This is a genomic window from Trichocoleus sp. FACHB-90 (assembly GCF_014695505.1).
Classification (GTDB): Bacteria; Cyanobacteriota; Cyanobacteriia; order Cyanobacteriales; family FACHB-T130; genus Funiculus; species Funiculus sociatus.
Map to the genome: position 1 here is coordinate 1 of NZ_JACJOK010000076.1, position 18,436 is coordinate 18,436.

General features: G+C 45.5%; 18 protein-coding genes and 1 pseudogene. 10 read left to right on the top strand and 9 right to left on the bottom strand.

From position 1 onward, the window contains the following. Nucleotides 1-158: 158 nt before the first annotated feature. The 6 genes and pseudogenes from H6F74_RS22410 to H6F74_RS22435 form a co-directional block, all read right to left on the bottom strand. Nucleotides 159-338, bottom strand: a pseudogene (locus H6F74_RS22410) (nitrite reductase (NAD(P)H) small subunit); the annotation flags it as partial. Nucleotides 339-450: 112 nt separating this feature from the next. Then, a complete protein-coding gene (nirB, locus tag H6F74_RS22415; protein WP_190444375.1) occupies nucleotides 451-2,994 on the bottom strand; it encodes a nitrite reductase large subunit NirB in 2,544 nt (847 codons plus the stop codon). Nucleotides 2,995-3,289: 295 nt separating this feature from the next. Continuing rightward, nucleotides 3,290-3,844 carry a pentapeptide repeat-containing protein gene (locus H6F74_RS22420; protein ID WP_190444376.1) on the bottom strand — a complete coding sequence of 185 codons (555 nt, stop codon included), beginning with the start codon at nucleotides 3,842-3,844 and terminating at the stop codon, nucleotides 3,290-3,292. A gap of 251 nt (nucleotides 3,845-4,095) precedes the next feature. Then, a complete protein-coding gene (gene hetR / locus H6F74_RS22425; RefSeq protein ID WP_190444377.1) occupies nucleotides 4,096-4,998 on the bottom strand; it encodes a heterocyst differentiation master regulator HetR in 903 nt (300 codons plus the stop codon). Nucleotides 4,999-5,452: 454 nt separating this feature from the next. Continuing rightward, nucleotides 5,453-5,626, bottom strand: coding sequence for a hypothetical protein (locus H6F74_RS22430; protein WP_190444378.1), 174 nt, complete (start codon nucleotides 5,624-5,626; stop codon nucleotides 5,453-5,455). 274 nt (nucleotides 5,627-5,900) lie between these two features. Beyond that, complete coding sequence (locus H6F74_RS22435; RefSeq protein WP_190444379.1) at nucleotides 5,901-7,802, bottom strand: FAD-dependent oxidoreductase; 1,902 nt, start codon at nucleotides 7,800-7,802, stop codon at nucleotides 5,901-5,903. Between the two features lie 123 nt (nucleotides 7,803-7,925). Between H6F74_RS22435 and H6F74_RS22440 the strand changes: the two genes are divergently transcribed. The 4 genes from H6F74_RS22440 to H6F74_RS22455 all read left to right on the top strand — a co-directional run bounded on the left by H6F74_RS22440 (nucleotide 7,926) and on the right by H6F74_RS22455 (nucleotide 10,589). Beyond that, nucleotides 7,926-8,384 carry a helix-turn-helix domain-containing protein gene (locus H6F74_RS22440; RefSeq protein ID WP_190444380.1) on the top strand — a complete coding sequence of 153 codons (459 nt, stop codon included), beginning with the start codon at nucleotides 7,926-7,928 and terminating at the stop codon, nucleotides 8,382-8,384. Further along, nucleotides 8,362-8,964, top strand: a complete 603-nt coding sequence (locus H6F74_RS22445) for a PIN domain-containing protein (protein ID WP_199301526.1) — start codon at nucleotides 8,362-8,364, stop codon at nucleotides 8,962-8,964. Before H6F74_RS22440 ends, H6F74_RS22445 begins: the two co-directional genes overlap by 23 nt. A gap of 57 nt (nucleotides 8,965-9,021) precedes the next feature. Beyond that, on the top strand, nucleotides 9,022-10,080 hold the full coding sequence (locus H6F74_RS22450; protein ID WP_190444381.1) for a zinc-dependent dehydrogenase: 1,059 nt from the start codon (nucleotides 9,022-9,024) through the stop codon (nucleotides 10,078-10,080). Nucleotides 10,081-10,217: 137 nt separating this feature from the next. Further along, entirely contained in the window at nucleotides 10,218-10,589 is a 372-nt protein-coding gene (locus H6F74_RS22455) for a DUF2294 domain-containing protein (RefSeq protein WP_190422685.1), read from the top strand. Between the two features lie 90 nt (nucleotides 10,590-10,679). Here the strand turns inward: H6F74_RS22455 and H6F74_RS22460 are convergent, their stop codons facing one another. Continuing rightward, a complete protein-coding gene (locus tag H6F74_RS22460) occupies nucleotides 10,680-11,114 on the bottom strand; it encodes a response regulator (protein ID WP_190444382.1) in 435 nt (144 codons plus the stop codon). Between H6F74_RS22460 and H6F74_RS22465 the strand changes: the two genes are divergently transcribed. After that, complete coding sequence (locus H6F74_RS22465) at nucleotides 11,092-11,391, top strand: hypothetical protein (RefSeq protein ID WP_190444383.1); 300 nt, start codon at nucleotides 11,092-11,094, stop codon at nucleotides 11,389-11,391. The genes H6F74_RS22460 and H6F74_RS22465 overlap by 23 nt on opposite strands. A 502-nt stretch (nucleotides 11,392-11,893) precedes the next feature. After that, nucleotides 11,894-12,343, top strand: a complete 450-nt coding sequence (locus H6F74_RS22470; protein WP_199301528.1) for a DUF2294 domain-containing protein — start codon at nucleotides 11,894-11,896, stop codon at nucleotides 12,341-12,343. On the opposite strand, the gene H6F74_RS22475 is transcribed toward H6F74_RS22470, so the two are convergent. After that, on the bottom strand, nucleotides 12,285-12,773 hold the full coding sequence (locus tag H6F74_RS22475; RefSeq protein ID WP_190444384.1) for a response regulator: 489 nt from the start codon (nucleotides 12,771-12,773) through the stop codon (nucleotides 12,285-12,287). The two genes, H6F74_RS22470 and H6F74_RS22475, sit on opposite strands and share 59 nt — an antisense overlap. A 472-nt stretch (nucleotides 12,774-13,245) precedes the next feature. On the opposite strand from H6F74_RS22475, the gene H6F74_RS22480 reads away from it, so the two are divergent. The 4 genes from H6F74_RS22480 to H6F74_RS22495 all read left to right on the top strand — a co-directional run bounded on the left by H6F74_RS22480 (nucleotide 13,246) and on the right by H6F74_RS22495 (nucleotide 18,197). Then, on the top strand, nucleotides 13,246-14,613 hold the full coding sequence (locus H6F74_RS22480) for an NAD-dependent succinate-semialdehyde dehydrogenase (protein ID WP_190444385.1): 1,368 nt from the start codon (nucleotides 13,246-13,248) through the stop codon (nucleotides 14,611-14,613). A gap of 52 nt (nucleotides 14,614-14,665) precedes the next feature. Beyond that, nucleotides 14,666-16,309, top strand: a complete 1,644-nt coding sequence (locus H6F74_RS22485; RefSeq protein ID WP_190444390.1) for an acetolactate synthase large subunit — start codon at nucleotides 14,666-14,668, stop codon at nucleotides 16,307-16,309. A gap of 67 nt (nucleotides 16,310-16,376) precedes the next feature. Then, nucleotides 16,377-17,255: an exodeoxyribonuclease III gene (locus H6F74_RS22490; protein ID WP_190444386.1), complete on the top strand. Its 879-nt coding sequence runs from the start codon at nucleotides 16,377-16,379 to the stop codon at nucleotides 17,253-17,255. Between the two features lie 66 nt (nucleotides 17,256-17,321). Beyond that, nucleotides 17,322-18,197 (top strand): SDR family oxidoreductase, encoded by an 876-nt coding sequence (locus H6F74_RS22495; RefSeq protein WP_190444387.1) that lies wholly within the window; start codon nucleotides 17,322-17,324, stop codon nucleotides 18,195-18,197. Nucleotides 18,198-18,201: 4 nt separating this feature from the next. Here the strand turns inward: H6F74_RS22495 and H6F74_RS29700 are convergent. Further along, nucleotides 18,202-18,436: hypothetical protein (locus tag H6F74_RS29700; RefSeq protein WP_206756343.1), on the bottom strand; the 235-nt coding region annotated here is incomplete at its 5' end.

Here is an 18,436-nt window from a genome sequence, read left to right on the forward strand (position 1 = left end):
ACCCAGTCTGGGGCTGCTTTTTTACTGCATCTACTTAATCACAATCAATCCCAGAATTCAAGCCCCGCAACAAATGTCACTTCTTATACCTATTCTGTTTCTGCTATTTTGATTAGCCATTTTTAACATTTTTACATAACAAGTTCGGTAGAGCCGGTTTTGCTAAAGGGATCGTAGTTACCCAGCGCAAACACATCAGTCTCAGATCCTACCCGGAAAATCGCCACCTGTTTACCTTCAACTAAAGCACAAACTCCAGTATTAGGCGCGATCGCTGCCAGTGGACAAATATCAACCCACTGCGTAATAGTCTCACGAATCGGTAATGCTTGAATCATTGTATCTTCCTGCTAAGTAATCTTGGAAACTCTTATCCTGTGGGGTGAGGAATTCCCACCCTACTAACTTCTTGCCCCCTCTTTGCTTGCGGGGAGAGGGTTGGAGGTGAGGTTACTCTGAAATCCCAACTAAAGTTTTCTCGTGTTCATAAGCTGGGCGTTTTTGTCCCCGTTCCTCTACATGAACGAGACTCGGATCTGGTTCTTCGGAATTCACAAAGTGACGGAAACGCTGTACCTTTTCCGGATCTTCAATTGTGGCTTTCCACTCACATTGATAGGTATTGACAAGGTGCTGCATTTCTTCTTCCAACTCAGCACAAATGCCAAGAGAATCTTCAATAACTACCTGCTTCAGGTATTCGATTCCACCTTCAAGTTTGTTAAACCAAGTTGCCGTGCGCTCAAGTCGATTTGCAGTGCGAATATAGAACATCAGGAACCGATCTATATATTTGATCAACGTCTCCTTGTCGATGTCTGATGCTAACAGTACCGCGTGTTGCGGCTTCATTCCACCATTGCCACACACATACAAATTCCAGCCATTTTCTGTAGCGATGATGCCAAAATCCTTGCTTTGAGCTTCCGCACATTCGCGGGTGCAACCTGATACTGCTGATTTTAGTTTGTGAGGCGATCGCAAGCCTCGATAACGTAGTTCTACCTCAATTGCCAAACTGGTAGAATCCTGCACACCAAAGCGACACCAAGTGCTACCGACGCAAGATTTTACCGTGCGGAGTGCCTTACCGTAAGCGTGTCCCGATTCAAATCCGGCATCTATCAATCGCTTCCAAATGTGGGGCAATTGATCTACTCGCGCACCTAATAAATCAATGCGCTGTCCGCCAGTAATTTTGGTGTAAAGACCAAAATCTTTGGCAACTTCTCCTAATACAATCAGCTTATCTGGCGTTAGTTCACCACCGGGAACTCGTGGGATTACCGAATAAGTTCCATCCTTCTGAATGTTTGCCAGGTAATAATCATTGGTATCCTGCAAACCTACGTGAGACATCTCCAAAATATACTCGTTCCAAGTGGAAGCGAGAATAGAAGCTACCGCAGGCTTACAAATTTCGCAACCCTTACCTTGCCCATGTTTTTGAATTAAATCTTCAAAAGTCAGGATTTTTTGAGAACGCACTAAATGATAGATCTCTTGGCGAGAATAGGCGAAGTGTTCGCAGAGATTATTTTTTACCTCTATCCCCGCTTTCTTCATTTCAGCTTTGAGGATATCCGTCACCAGTGGCACGCAGCCGCCGCAACCTGTGCCTGCTTTAGTGCATTTTTTTACGCTGGCAATATCGGTGAAATTGTTTTTTTGAATCGCGGTACAAATTTGCTCTTTGCTGACATTATTGCAGGAGCAAATTTGAGCTGTATCTGGTAAACTTTCTACACCCATGCCTACTGTAGCAGTCTGACCTTCGCGGGGTGGCATGAGTAAATCTTCTGGATAAGGCGGGAGCGCGATCGCATTCTGCACAAATTGCAGCAATGTACCGTAAGCGGAAGCATCTCCTACTAGAATTCCGCCTAAAAGACGGCTACCATCCTGATTTAAAACCAGCTTTTTGTAAACACCTTGAACTGTATCGCTGATGGCGATTTCTTTAGCGCCGGGAGATTTTGCAAAGGCATCCCCGAAACTGGCAACATCCACTCCCAGAAGTTTGAGTTTGGTGGACATATCCGCGCCAGCAAAGCTGCTCGTTGCTGTATTGGACAAGATATCCGCCGCTACTCCTGCCATTGTATAACCGGGAGCGACTAAGCCGTAGATGCGATTTTGATAGAGGGCGCATTCTCCGATAGCATAAATATTTGGATCAGATGTTTGACATTGTTCGTTGATAACAATACCGCCGCGATCGCCTACTTCTATTCCACAACTTCTAGCAATTTCATCGCGGGGGCGAATTCCAGCCGAAAACACAATCATGTCTGTTTCCAACTCGGAACCATCAGCAAAAGTCATTTTAGCGACTTTGCCATTTTCACTAACAATTTCCGTAGTTGATTTACTGGTATGAATCGTCACACCAAGTTCTTCTATTTTGTTGCGAAGAATATTGCCGCCAGCATCATCAACTTGCACTGGCATCAGTCGGGGAGCGAACTCAACAACATGGGTTGTCAAACCCATACTTTTCAGAGCGTTGGCGCATTCCAAACCTAATAAACCGCCGCCAACAACAACCCCTACTTTACTATTTTTAGCATGGGATGACATTGCCTCAAGGTCTTCAATTGTCCGATAAACAAAGGTGCCTTTGGCATCATTTCCTTTAATGGGCGGTACAAAAGAATAGGAACCTGTTGCTAGCACAAGTTTGTCGTAAGCAACAGTTAAACCGTTGGCAGACGTGACTGTTTTTTCTTCTCGATTGATGGCAACTGCTTTATCACCGATATGAATTTGAACACCGTTTTCTTGATATAACCCAGGTTCAACTAGAGATAAATCTGCCGCAGTTTTTCCTGAGAAGAATCCACTGAGGTTAACGCGATCGTAAGCAACGCGAGGTTCTTCGCAGAAGGTAATCAAATTCCAGTGCTGCGTTGCTCCTTTGGCAATCATCAGCTCTAAGAACTTGTGTCCTACCATGCCATTGCCAATAACGATTAAATTCTTTTTGGCTGTCATTAATTTCTACAATGCCTATCTTTCAGTTATCCTAATAAGCTTTCAGCATTGTTCAGTATCTTTAGTTACCAAATAGTGGTTACTTATGCAACAGGTGAATGATCCCCATTTTGTTTTTGCATTATGTAGGGATTTATAAAAATGTGCAGTGCATCAAAGCAGTAATACTGATTTCATAATCTGTATAAAAACTGTAGGGGCAATTTATAAATCGCCCCTACTACAGGAAATTTATAGAAAATTTTAAGAAGTCCAGCCAAGAATTAAATGTAGCAGCACACCAGATTTGCATCACCTAATCATGAATGCCATCTGGCAGGATGGTCTTGAAAAGGTTTACCCTGTGAAAGCTTACGCCGTAGATAATCGCCCGATGGAGGTTTGCAGCGCGCAGGTTAGCCCAAATCAGGTCGGCTTTGTGCAGGTTTGCTCCTTCCAAGTTGGCATCTTCGAGGTTTGCCCAAGAGAGATCCGCCCAGGAAAGGTCAGCTCCCCGAAGATCCGCCCCACGGAGATCGACGCGGCTGAGGTCGGCTCTGCGGAGGTTAGCTTGGCTGAGGTTTGCCCAAGATAGATCCGCTCTTTTAAAGTCCACTCGGCTGAGGTCGGCACGGCTCAGGTCAGCTCGGCTGAGGTCGGCACCACTAAGATCCGCTCGGTTTAAGTCTACCCCCCGCAAGTCTACTTTATTGAGGTCTGAGAGTTTTTCTGGGCTATGTTTTCTTAGTTCATTCCAAATGCCTACGCCCTGCTTGAGCAGCGTTAAATGTTCTCGGTTGGCTAAATACCGTACCCCGACAGAGGCGTTGTCATTCGATGACGATGGATTTGTGGAAAATACGGTTGACATTTTTGCTCCTGTCTTTAACGAAGGTTAAGTTAATTCTTCCCAGATTAACCTCAAAAATTTCATCTGTGTAGTTTTTTTTACCTCGCTTATTCTTCTAGAAAGGCAGCCAAGATTCCTGTACTACGCCTAGAAACGTTAAAAGGGGGATGGCTTGAGCCTCCCCCTGCTGAAGAAATGATGCTGAGGCTCCCCCCTCACAGGTGCCATTCTCAGGCTGTGGATTAGGAACGAGAAAACGAGATATTCCGGATTCAGGAATCTTCTTTTGGCCCGAAAACCATTTGTAGAATAATTGGCTGACCGTCGGGGCGGTGATATTTATCTGCCCAATCTCGAACAATTACGTCGAGTTCTTGCATGGCTTCCTGAATCTGATCTGGCGGAATATCCAGTTCCTCAAGTATCCGCATTACACTTGGCTGGCGTTCTGCCCAATCTTTCATCAGTCGGAAGTACCGGGCGGTATCTTCAACCATGATGTAGGTGCGTTCTTCGTCTTCGGCGGGTGAATAGGAGGCGCGGGTAAGGGCGTAGAAGGGCAATCCCCAAGGACAATCAATTCGGGTCACTGTACCGGAATAGATTAAGCGGCGCTTGATGTGTTCTGCGAAAGCTTCGCTCAATTCCAAGCGTCGGTCTTCTGGCAAATCTTCTTGCGATCGCTTGTGCAGAAATTCAATCAGTTCGAGGAACTGAAAGGCGTTGATTAGCTGAGCATCTGGTAGATTAGCGGGCAGTTTTTCCTCAAGGTAGCGCTTTTCGTCAGCGTTCAGGCTGGTGCTATAAATGCGCGATCGCCCTGGTTGCCACGGATACTGTTCCATCCACACATAGGGAAACTGTATCAAATAGCGAGGCTCTTGAGAACCCAGCATTTTCAACAGTTTCCCTTCCGTTAAGGCAAGCCTGACTTCCTCAACAATGACCTTGACCCGCTTTGGCTCAATGTGGTGCAAATGTCCCGTCATGCGGATATTTTGCCCCTGCTCCAAATAAGTCATGTATATGGCACATTTTGCCGCCGTGGCAGCAGCATCCAAAAAAGCCCCGTGCCTGTGTCCGCCAGTTCTCATGGCACTGAAGGCTAAATAAAACATGATCTGATCCATAGCGCCGGGGCTGAGGCGTTTGATCAGATCGAGGTCGTTGATCATATGAGGGGTGGTTACATCGCAAAAGTATAAAACTTGTATTTCTTGGTGAAAAGCTTATCTTTCACCTTCGCAGTGAGTTCCAGTGGCTCGCGCTCGTCCGCTGAACTCAAGGCACCCCGATAGTATCAAGATAATAATCTCTAATTATAGAAAAGAAAGACCTCATAGACAGCAATGGTTGCAAGAATAAATGGCTACACCTCAAATGTCGCGTGTCAAACAGTGTTTCTTGGTACACTAGCATACAGGCTTTTTGAAGTTGTTTGCTGTCTGTCGATAGTTTTTTACCCAGGAGGCCCACTGGGAGCGAGCAATTGAGGACTTACGCAGTCATTGGCAGACGCCGACATTTAAACAGATGCCTAATGCTCATCCAGAGTCAACATTAGTCTACTGTGGAAATGCGTCAGTCTTGAGATTGTTTCCGGTTTCAAGGTGGGCGATCGCAATATAATTAATTTGTCGGTATGGGCGATCGCGCTCCTTGACTCCCTGTTGTTAAGTTTGAACCGATACTGATAAAATCAATCAAAGCATTTACCCGTATCTCGGCGAGAGGTTCCCCTGGGGGGAGATTGGCAATCTTGCTTGGCTTGAGCGATTTGAACTGATATTTGTTGATCTCCAAACGAAGATCCGAGTATTTTTGTTAAGCTAGACCACATCCCCACAGAATTAATTGCCACAGAGATTGATAACAAGCTCAACAACATGATAGACGTGTAAGGGCGCATAGCAGATGTCCGTGTCAGGGTTATAGTCCCTGATACGGAGTTCCTATTTATGCACCCGGATGAACTTCTGTAAAGAAGCTTAATTGATGCTAAGGTGTTCCAGATTGAACTTGCATAAAGTCACTCGGCTGATGTCTTGCCAAGACGGTGTTTAACTATGCGTGACTTTTAACTTTTGACTTGCTGTGGAAGCTGATTGTGTAAAATCTTTTCCACAACTAACCAGTTACCCGATAGGTTCAGATGTCCCCAAAAGCAGAGTGTCTGTTGGTCTTTGTAGGTTTGTAGTGCTTGGTCTACCTCTGGGCTAAGAGCGATCGCATTCCAAGTTTGCTCGTCCCCGACAGTTAGGGTGTAATCCTGTTCGGCGCGGCGCTGGAAGATGCCAGTGAAGAGGGACTGGGGGCTGGGGACTGGGGGCTGGGGACTGGGGACTGGGGAGGGACTAGGTAAGACTTTTTCCTCTTCTCCAATTCCCAATTCCCAATCCCCAATCCCCAATCCCCCATCCTTAGTAAATGGGCAATTACCATTCTTAGGGTAGGCTTCTGGGTTGTCTAGGTAGTAACGTTGCCAGTCCAGCCAGTCGGGGCGGTCGGGTGGCATATTGAATAGAGGGATAATCGCCGATGCAGCTTGTTTGTCTTGCAACAATGCTTCTTGCAGCACTCTGACTGGCAAATCTCTTGGTTGACAACCCCGCTGTATGCAAAGCGCCGCCGCCATACCAGCTGCTTGACCGATGTTCATCACGATTGGTTGTAACCGCGTGGCACCATTGGCAATATGGGACACGGAAATATTTTTTTCGCAGACGAGAAAACCATCGACTGAGGCGGGAATTAGGCAACTGAAGGGAATTGTGAACGGTGTCCCAGTCCAGCGCCCGCCCCAACGGAGGGATTTTGGTTTGACTAAGAAATTAGTGTTGGGATAATGGTGATCGTTCGGGTAGTTACCGAGGGCGATCGCCTGAACTTGTCCAGCAGCATTCATTCTCAAAGGTGCAACTTGCCCAACCACAGGTAAAATATCCTGCTCCCGCACCGTAGCGAGTCCCACTAGGCGGCGACTTTCTCGGTAGTAAGGATGCAAAGCATAAGCACCAGTTCGATTTTGGATTGGCGATTGGTCTGTTGAGGATTCAGGGAATATATTCTCTGCTAAGCCGAAACGCCGCCCCAACTGGGTTTGAATAAACTGGACAAAGCTTTGAGTATGCCACAGACTTTCTTGGAGAAATTCGCGCCGCGCCGCTTCTGATTCCACCAAACGCCCCACGCCTTCACCATAATCATTGCCGCATACGGGCCAGTTGATCATCAAAAGACCACCTGGCAAACGTCCATAATTGAGAAAATTCTCCCAACCGTAGTTATCCCAAGCGCCCAGGAATGGATTTTCAAATCCCTCCTTTTTAAGGGAGGTAGGGGGAGTTGGATTTTCGATTTTTGGAGATGCACCCTCGCCAAAATCTTGCATAATTGCTACCCAAGTGGGAGCTTGGACTGGGTATTTTTCGGTAAGGTGATTGGGTGAGTTTGGCGCACTGGGTTCGCCAAACTCTGATTGCATTTCCCATCCCCAACGATACGGAATTTCTGCTAGAGGGAGTAAATCTCCTAGTTCGGTTGCATCTAGAGTTATTTGGGCATGGACGGTAAAATCGGCAAATCGGACACCGAGAATGCGATCGCTACTTCGCAAAACTTCCATAGGCACCCTTCCCGAAATCCAGTGCAGATTTGGCAATTCCTGCACCCAAGAAGCAAAAATCTTGGCGCCTACACGCGGATCGAAGCTAAACATACTCACCCAGCTATTGTGCAAACCTCCAGGTTGTCGTTGCTGCAATTCCCGCAAAAACTCGCCCCAAAGTCCCGTCTGAAACGCTGCTAATTCGTTGCCATCGGGGGCAGAAACGCCTGCTGAGGTTAGCATTCCGCCCAGCCAGGTAAATTCGCTTACTAAGACAGTTTTGGCACCACAACGGGCAGCTTGTACGGCTGCTGCTGTTCCTCCGGTACCGCCTCCCACCACCAAAACATCAGCTGTAAATGTTTGTACCATTTCTGAATTTTTCTACACGCCAAAAGATAATTTGTTTATTCTACATTTCGGATATTTCGTTTATGTAGTGTGTATTATATTATTGCGAAAGGACAAGCTATATCATTATCTGGGAGAAGCACCATGTTAAGACACATTGTGCCTATAAATTCAGTTACAAATCCACAACAAGAAGCGCAAGATATTAAGCAATTACAGCGGATACTAAACCTGGAAAACTCCCAATTGAAACTGGTAGCAGCCAATGGAGAAGAAATTTACATTCCGGAATCAGTTCATCAAGTTCTGCGTGAAGTCGTCCATGCAATGTCATTGGGTCAGGCTATATCCATAGTCCCCCACAAGCGCGAATTAACAACACAAGAAGCAGCCGATCTTCTCAACGTCTCGCGCCCCTATTTAATAAAGTTATTAGAAAAGGGAGAACTTCCTTACATTACAGTGGGAACGCATCGACGTATTCGTTCGGAAGATTTGATGAAATACAAAGAACAGCGGGACACTAAGCGTCGAGAAGGACTCAAAGAACTAACTCAGTTTCTCCAAGATGAAGGCTTCTATGAAGCTGAAATTTCAGACTGAGATTAGTAGCATGGCAACTTTGCGCGTTCTATTAGACTCTTGCGTTATTTTACCCATGCCTTTATGCGACACGCTGCTGCGTGCTGCGGAGGCTGGTTTATACGAAGTTTATTTTTCACAAAAAATTCTGGACGATGCTACTGGTAATCTGGTGAAACAAGGAAGGATGACAGATCCAAAGGCAGCAAGCTTTCAGGCAATCATTAAGAGATACTTCCCTGAAGCAATAGTCGAAGTACCCCAAGAGCTAGTTGCAGTAATGACGAACGATCCAGGCGATCGCCACGTTGTTGCTGCGGCTATAGTTGCCAAGGCTGATGTAATTGTCACTGACAATCTCAAGGACTTCCAGGCAGCGGATTTAGCTCCTTGGGGCATTGAGGCGTGGCATCAAGATGATTTTCTAGTATACCTTGATGACCTATTTCCAGAAGAGATGCTGGAAGTAATTCGGCAGCAGGCGGCGGATCTTACGCGCCCCCCGTCCACTGTCACCGAACTGCTTGATAGATTAGAACGAAATAATCGAGTACCGAAATTTGCCCGTAAGATAAGCGATCGCACTAATTGTGAAACTTGATAGCTAAACGCTTACTGCTAATGTTACATCTAGTAACGTTAGCAGTGAGAAATCAGCATGAAAGCACAGGTATTCAGAGGCGTTAATCAACTGAGTTACGAAGAAGTACCAGTCCCAGATATTGCAGCGGATGAAGTTCTGGTACAAGTTCGGGTAGTTGGGCTTTGTCAGTCGGATATCAAAAAAATTCGCTATCCCCTGTACCAACCGCCGCGCATCTTTGGTCACGAAACGGCTGGAACGATTGCCAAAGTGGGGAGTGAGGTGACTGGGTGGCAAGTGGGGCAAAGGGTTGTGGTGATGCACCACATTCCCTGTATGCACTGCGACTACTGCCTGAATGACAACTTCTCAATGTGTGATGTTTACAAAAATATCACTACTACGGCTGGTTTTACTCCCAGCGGTGGCGGTTTTGCAGATTTTGTCAAGGTTCCGGGTCACATTGTCCGCAATGGCGGATTGATTCCGATTCCAGATCGGGTTAGTTTTGAGCAGGCGAGTTTTGTCGAGCCTACCAACTGCTGTCTGAAGGCGGTGAAGAAAGCGGCTGTGGCTCCTGGTCAAACGGTTCTGGTGACGGGCGCAGGGCCAATTGGGCTGATGTTTATTATGCTGGTAAAGTATTTTGGAGCTAGAGCGATCGCTACCGATCTCCTACCTTCCCGCATCGAGAAAGCTTTGAGTGTTGGCGCTGAAGCTGCCTTTGATCCCCGCGATCCAGATTTTGTTAGCAAAATTCAAGCCCTCACTGGCGGTTTGGGAGTTGATACAACTCTCTTAGCAGTTCCCAGTGACAAAGCTTTTTTCCAAGCTTTAGATTGTACCAGAAAAGGTGGCAAAATTCTATTTTTTGCCGAGTTCCCCGATGAGGTGGAAATTCCCATTAATCCCAATATTTTGTATCGTCGGGAAATTGATTTAATGGGCAGTTATAGTTCGTCTTATCGGGTGCAAGCTTTGGCGGCAGATATTGTCTTCAATGGGCGGATTGATGTGGATGCACTAATTAGCGATCGCTATCCTCTGGAAGATTTATCAGCAGCTGTAGAACAAGCGATCGCTCCCACCCCCGAAACCTACAAGATTTTGCTCTATCCCCAGACCGCAGACTAGCAATTTTAACAACAGCTTTTTGTCTGAAAATCTCTCCTTTGGAGTATTTTTTAGACTTTTTTTACTGTTAAAGTTAGTATTTATCATCTATCTGATGATATATTTTTTGATGATATTTTGCTTTTAAATTGTGCTATATGGACTCATCCTCTCCTACACGCGGGCAACTAGAAAGAACCCTTTCGCAGAGGATTCAATCTTTATACCGCACTCAGCTTGGGCATCAGCCGAGTCAAGTTAGTTGCCAGATTTTTGATGAAAAACTTGCCATCATTCTAGAAAATTCCATCACTCAGCCGGAGCAACTTTTAGCTCAGAATGGTCAAGAGGAGTTAGCGGAGCAAGTACGGTCAGATTTAGAAAAGGCTCTACAGCCACAACTTAAATCTTTAATTGAGGAAGTGCTGGGTGTATCTGTGATCGACTTACTCAGCGATGCCAAAATAGAAACAGGTCGTACTGGTACTATTGTGGTATTGTCTAGCGCTCCTCAAGTTCGCAATTCATGATCAAGAAACCAGAGAATAATAATTATAGCGCAGGCAAGATGCGTGCGAGAACTGGGAATGAGATATTAAATTGACGAACAAATTTAATATTTAAAATTGCCCCAGATAGCGGAAAATAATAGTTTCCAGATCGTCAATTAGATAAGGCTTGCTAATATAGTCACTACAGCCTGCGAATAAAAGGTTCTTTCTATCTTCTGGTCTTGCCAAAGCGGTGACAGCAACAATTGGGATTGTCATAGTTTGGGGATTCTGCTTAAGATTGTAGACAACTTCTTCACCGCTCATATCGGGCAATAAAATATCCAACAAAATTAGTTTTGGCTGGTAAGTTTGTGCTAAGAGTATAGCTGCGTTACCGTTGGTGGTGGTGATGAACGAGCAATCAATAGCCAGTAGCACTTCGGAAAGCAGCAATAAGTTGTCTTCATTGTCTTCTACAACCAAAATCATAGGCTGTGTGACAATTTCTTGTTGAGTGTTGCTATTAGCATCCGAATTTATGCTTTGTTCCGGGGAAGTCATCACTGCGCGAGGCTATCCTCTCCAAAAGCGGGCGATCGCAGAAGTTGCTCTCAATACAGTTCACTTAGTCATACTTGAAAATCCCCAGCCCCCAGGAATAAAAATTCTCGCCATTCTTCCCGCCGCTGCTTTCAAAGACGGATTGGAACAAGGTGCTAAGAGCAATTTGCCTCTGTCTTGCTTGAAGTATCTGGGGGAAGGCGATCGCTACACTCTTTCTTTCGGGAGATTTTCAAGGAAGATTAGGGGAATCGACCAGTGTTGGATGAAACCTTAAGTGAACCGTATTCAGATTAATCCTATAACGAGGCATTCTCAAAGTGGCTTTTTTAGGCACTTTTACTGGACTGGCTCGTATTTGCCCCACTAGGTTGATGGCCCATGCAATTAAGGAGAACATAACAAGCTAGTGGCAGTTTGGCTTGCACCCTGATTTTACAGAAAAATAGACAAAAAATTGCATATTTTGGAGATAAATAGCAACTATTGCTAAATTCACTCAATATTACTCAAAAGGATGTGATGTATGACACCGAGACACTGAGTTTTAAAAGTCATCCATCGAAGGGATTGGGAAAAAGGCAATCATATAAAGGAAACTCACGCAAAAAAAGAATTCTTTTCTTCCCCAGTTCGGAGCAACGGGTATCGGGCTTATGAATCCCCTCCTCTTGAGTCCTTTACTTTGTCTAGGTGCTAAATATGCAAGTTTTAGTATTTTTATATCTATCTTTTGAGTAATTTTTTGAATCTTTATCGCTGTTACAGTCAAATTAAGAATGTATAAAAATTTATTCTTCCTCAAAGCGATCGCTATGCAGGAGAAATTAAAACCAACTTGCGCTCAATTAGAACAAACGCTCTCACAGCGGGTTGAGGATTTCTGGCACACTCATCTAGGACATCAGCCAAGTAAAGTTACTTGCCAAATTCTCGGTGACAAAATTGCCATAGTCATAGACAATTCCGTTACTCAACCAGAACAATTTCTGGCCGATAGTGGCAAAGAAAACTTGGTTGAGCGAATGCGGTTTAATTTAGATAAAGCAATTCACCAAAAACTCCAGCATCTGATTGAGGAAGTGGTGGAAATACCTGTACTCGATCTAATGATCCACTCTAGCCTAGAAACAAGTCGTACCAGTAGCATTGTCGTTTTAGCTGCTGTACCTATGACGCGCAATCCATCGGCACTTCCGCAGGAGCAACAACAGACAGATTCCGAGTAAGGTTCCGGTGAATGATTGCTTCTAAATCCTCAATTAAGTAAGGCTTGCTGATATAGTCATTACACCCGGCTGTGAGGATGCGGTTTCTATCTTCTTCTCTTGCCAAAGCCGTCACAGCGACGACAGGAATCGCCCTAGTCTTGGAATCTTGCCTGAGTTGATGGACAATTTGGAGGCCATCTAAGTCAGGCAACATCACATCCAGTAAAATCAAATCCGGATGTTCGATTTCTACCTTTTCAAAAGCAGTATGAGCATCAACCGCTGTGATGACCGTGCAATTTAGAGGCTCTAAGACGTAAGTTAATAGCAGCAAGTTATCTTCATCATCATCAACCGCCAAAATTACGGGTGCTTTGATAGCAGATAACTGTTCGTTGCTGCTCATAAATTCATGACCGCTACGGTGGAAAAGTTCCAAATCATCCATCCTCTATTATTCCTGGTAAATCCTCTACTGCCAGTAATTTTCACCAAGAGTGTGGACGAGGCATTCCTTTAGCGGCATTCCGGCGCTTATTCGGGATTGGCTCGTGCCTAATAACCTAGTAGGGCGAGTGTCGTTGCTAGGCTGAATTGATGGACACTCCACGCTAGTAGATGAATTATAACCTTAGTGCTATTTTATCGGAAAAATTACAAAATATAAAAACTTTGTTAAGGAAGTACAACTATTGTATACGTGCTTAATACTCTCAAACCCTCTCTACAACAAGAACTTAGAATAGAAATCTTCGGGAGAAGCTATAACGCAGACTTGTAGAGATTGGGGAGCAAGGGAGTAGAAAGGAAAAACTCAAGAATTCTTTTTTTTGCGTGAGAGCATTTTTCCTTTTTCCTTATTTACTGGATTTATTATAAACGGCTCTCCCGATGGAATTTGAAATAGGAGGGAGGATCGAATGGGTATTGCCACGATTAACCCAGCAACTGGGGAAACGCTAAAAACCTTTGAGGCGCTGACGGATGCGGGGATTGAAACTAAGCTGGCATTAGCAGATTCTTGCTTTGTGCAATATCGTAATACACCAATGGCAGAGCGATCGCAATGGCTGATGAAAGCTGCTGACATTTTGGAGGGCGATCGCGTCCGCTTTGGCGAGATGATGACCCTGGAAATGGGCAAAACTCTGAAGTCAGCGATCGCAGAAGTGGAAAAATGCGCCCTCGTCTGTCGCTACTATGCCGAACGCGCCGCTGAGTTTCTGGCGGATGTCCCCGCCCAAACTGACGCAAGTCAAAGCTTCGTCCGCTACCAGCCCCTCGGTGTTATCCTCGCCGTGATGCCTTGGAATTTTCCCTTCTGGCAAGTGTTCCGCTTTGCTGCACCAGCGCTGATGGCGGGTAATGTCGGCTTACTTAAACACTCTTCCAACGTGCCGCAGTGTGCTTTGGCAATTGAAGAGATTTTCCAGAAAGCCGGATTTCCGGATGGAGCGTTTCAGACTTTACTGGTAGGAGCGGATAAAGTCGCTAATATTATAGCAGACGATCGGGTGAAAGCGGCGACTTTGACGGGAAGTGAACCAGCGGGGATGAGTCTGGCTGCTGCTGCGGGGAAACAAATTAAGAAGGTTGTTTTGGAACTCGGAGGAAGCGACCCATTTATTGTTTTAGAAAGTGCAGATTTAGATGCAGCGGTGTCTACTGCTGTAACTGCTAGGCTGCTGAATAACGGTCAATCTTGTATTGCGGCGAAACGTTTTATAGTCGTGGATGCGATCGCGGACTCTTTTGAAAAGCGTCTAGTCGAGAAGTTTGAAGCGATGAAAATCGGCGATCCGATGGATAAAGACACCGACTTAGGGCCGCTAGCAACTCCATCAATTCTCAAAGACTTGGATTGGCAAGTTCAAGAAAGCGTCAATGTGGGCGCAAAACTTCTCACTGGTGGAAAGCGACTATCTGACCGTAAAGGTAATTTTTATCTTCCCACGATTTTGACCGATATTCCAGCAGGTAGCCCCGCCGAAGCTGAAGAATTTTTTGGGCCTGTGGCGTTACTATTCCGGGTGAAGGATATTGATGCTGCAATAAAGTTAGCAAATGCCACACCTTTTGGACTGGGTGCGAGTGCTTGGACTAATGTGGAGGCAGAACGCGATCGCTTGATTAATGAAATAGAAGCTGGTGCTGTATTTATTAACGGCATGGTGAAATCCGATCCACGTCTGCCCTTTGGTGGAATTAAGCGTTCCGGATATGGGAGGGAATTAGGTATCCAAGGAATTCATGAATTTGTCAATATCAAAACCGTGTGGGTGAGATGAAGTGAAAACGAACCACATAGGCGCTGAAGCGCCAGAGAGAGGTACAGAAAAAATGAATACAGCTGAACTGTTAGTACGTTGTTTAGAAAATGAGGGAGTCGAATATATTTTCGGACTTCCTGGTGAGGAGAATTTGGACGTTTTGGAAGCTTTAAAAACGTCTTCCATTAAGTTTATTACTACACGTCACGAGCAGGGTGCTGCTTTCATGGCGGATCTCTATGGACGACTCACAGGAAAAGCTGGAGTGTGTCTTTCAACATTAGGGCCAGGAGCTACCAACCTGATGACTGGTGTTGCAGATGCTAATCTGGATGGTGCGCCTCTAGTGGCAATTACCGGACAAGTTGGCACAGACAGAATGCACATCGAATCCCATCAATATCTGGATTTGGTGGCAATGTTTGAGCCAGTTACTAAATGGAATAAGCAGATTGTTCGTCCTAGCATTACGCCGGAACTTGTGCGTAAGGCGTTTAAAATTGCTCAAAGCGAAAAGCCAGGGGCAGTTCACATTGATTTGCCGGAAAATATTGCTGAAATGACCGCTGTCGGCAGTCCCCTTCACAAGGATGGTTTGGAGAAAACTTTTGCCTCTTTCCACAGTCTTGAAAAGGCATCTGAGGTAATTTCTCAGGCTCAAAATCCCTTAATTATGGTTGGAAATGGCGCGATTCGTGCTGATGCTAGTGAAGCCTTAACGGAATTTGCGACTCGCCTAAATATTCCCGTGGCGAATACCTTCATGGGCAAAGGTGTAATTCCCTACACCCATCCTTTAGCCTTGTGGAGTGTGGGATTGCAACAGCGAGATCACATCAGTTGTGCTTTTGATAAGACAGATTTAGTGATTGCGGTCGGCTACGATTTGATAGAATATTCCCCGAAAAAGTGGAATCCTCTAGGTGAAATTCCGATCGTCCATATAGGAGTTACACCAGCAGAAATTGATAGCAGTTATATCCCCTTGGTGGAAGTTGTGGGGGATATTTCCGACTCGCTTCGGGAAATTATGGAACGTGCCGATCGACGAGGCAAACCCACCCCTTATTCCCTACAATTACGGGCAGATATTCGGGCAGATTACGAACAGTATGCAACGGATGATGGGTATCCAATCAAGCCGCAAAAAATAATTTATGACTTGCGGCAAGTGATGGGGCCAGAGGATATTGTAATTTCCGATGTAGGGGCGCACAAAATGTGGATGGCGCGTCACTACCATTGCGATCGCCCGAATACCTGTATCATTTCTAATGGCTTTGCTGCGATGGGTATCGCGATTCCAGGTGCCTTAGCCGCTAAATTAGTTTATCCAGATCGGAAAATTGTAGCCGTCACTGGCGACGGCGGTTTTATGATGAATTGCCAGGAATTAGAAACCGCCCTGCGCGTCGGAACTGCCTTTGTCACCTTAATATTTAATGATGGTGGTTACGGCTTGATTGAGTGGAAACAACACAATCATTTTGGCGAGTCTTCTTTTGTTCACTTTAGCAATCCGGATTTTGTCAAATTTGCCGAAAGTATGGGATTAAAAGGCTACCGAGTAGAATCTGCATCCGACCTAATTCCTACCTTAAAAACTGCCTTAGAGCAGGAAGTTCCTTCAGTTATTGATTGTCCCGTAGACTACCGGGAAAACTTCCGGCTGACGCAAAAAGCTGGCGATTTGAGTTGCAAAATTTGGGAATAGTTATTTGCTAATAGCTAATGGGAGAAAGCCAATTTACAATTAGCAATTAGCTATTAGCAAATAACCGATGAAAGTTGCAACTTGGAATGTCAACTCAGTACGCACTCGCCTGGATCATGTGGTGCAGTGGTTGCAGGATAATCCTGTCGATGTCCTGTGCTTGCAAGAAACAAAAGTAGTAGATAAAGACTTTCCGCGATCGCCTTTAGAGTCGCTAGGCTACCACGTCTACGTTTCTGGACAAAAATCCTACAACGGTGTTGCCATTCTCAGCCGAAAACCCCTTGAGGATGTCAGCACAGGCTTTGCACCTGTTTTGTGTAGGGATACGGCACTGCCGTGTCCCTACAGCGAATTAGACGAACAAAAGCGGGTAATTACTGGCGTTGTCGATGGTGTCCGCATCCTCAATCTTTACGTCCCCAATGGTTCCGCCGTAGGTAGCGAAAAATACGAATACAAACTTCTTTGGCTAAAAACCCTGCGCGAGTACCTGCACCTTATTTGTAGCGCAGGTGTCTCGCCTGCCCAAATTGGAGAATCCCCTCATCCAAAATCCGATACCCCCGATAAATTGGGGGGATTCCAAGATTTAACATCCCTATGTATGTGCGGTGATTTCAATATTGCCCCAGAAGACCGAGATATACACGATCCAGCGAGTTATAAAGGTCGGATCATGGCATCCGAGGCAGAGCGTCAAGCCTTAAGCTCTATTTTAGAATTAGGTTTGGCAGATGCCTTTCGGAAATTCACAATAGAGACAGGACATTACAGCTGGTGGGACTATCGTGCGGGGGCCTTCCGACGGAACTGGGGTTGGCGAATTGACCATCACTACCTGACACCAGACCTTTACGAACGCTCAAAAAGCTGCACCATTGATGTCACCCCACGTCAGTTACCTCAACCCAGCGATCATACCCCAGTGATTGTGGAATTTTAGATTTCTCGTTCCCCGCCACTGGCGGGGAACGAGGAAAATACAACATAAAAAAAGGAAATTAACATCATGTTTTTAGTAACTGGAGCCACAGGAGGACTCGGACGGCGGATCGTGCGATCGCTTCGAGAACGGCAAATGCCAGTGCGGGCTTTTGTCCGCCTCACGTCTCGCTACAGCGAACTCGAACACCGAGGAGCAGAAATATTTATCGGCGACTTGCAGCAAGATAAGGATATCGAAAAAGCTTGTCGGGGCGTTCAGTATATTATCAGCGCTCACGGAGGCGAGGGCAATGCTCAAAGATTAGGCTACCGAGCTAATATTGAACTGATCGATCGAGCAAAAGAAGCGGGTGTCCAGCACTTTGTCTTTATCTCCGTGCTGGGAGTAGATAGGGGATATGAAGATGCACCGTCGTTTAAGGCAAAACGGGAAGTCGAAAAGTATCTAATAGCCAGTGGTTTAAACTACACCATCCTGCGCCCATCTGGTTTTGCCTCAAATCTTCTACCTTTAGCAGAACAATTCCGGGAAACTGGGATTTATTTACTTATTGGCGATCGCCAAAGTCGGACTTCTATCGTGAGTACCGACGACTTGGCACAGATTGCTGTAGGCTCTGTAAGCGTTGAAGGTGCCAGAAATCAAATTTTACCCGTAGGCGGGCCAGATGTCCTTCAGCGTCAGGATATCCCTCGGATTTTTGGTCGCATCTTCAACACAGAGCCGATTATCATTAACCCACCACTGTTTGTGTTGGATGGGTTCCGGAGTGCTTTGGGACTGGTTAATCCGAAAGCGTCTAAAGCTCTTGGCACCTTTCGCACGTTGCTAGACAATGAATTTTTCTGCACGCCCCAAGAGGTTGAGAATTTAGAGACAATTTTTGGGATGAAGATGGAATCGTTGGAGAGTTTCTTACGGCGTTACTTGGGGGTTTGAGAATTTAGGGAAGAAGCGATCGCGCTTGAATAATAAACGCGATCGCTTCTTGCCCGTTATCAGCTAACGATAATACCCACAGCTCAGTTTTATTTACCCCATCATTAGCTGTCAATAAAAGCTTGCTAAGCTGTTGTGCAGTTAAATAACGTATAATTAATTTATTTATCCGTAAGAGCAAGAAGCGATGCCTGCCAAAGACTATCTCCGAAAAGAGCAAAAACAAAAACTGCAAATAG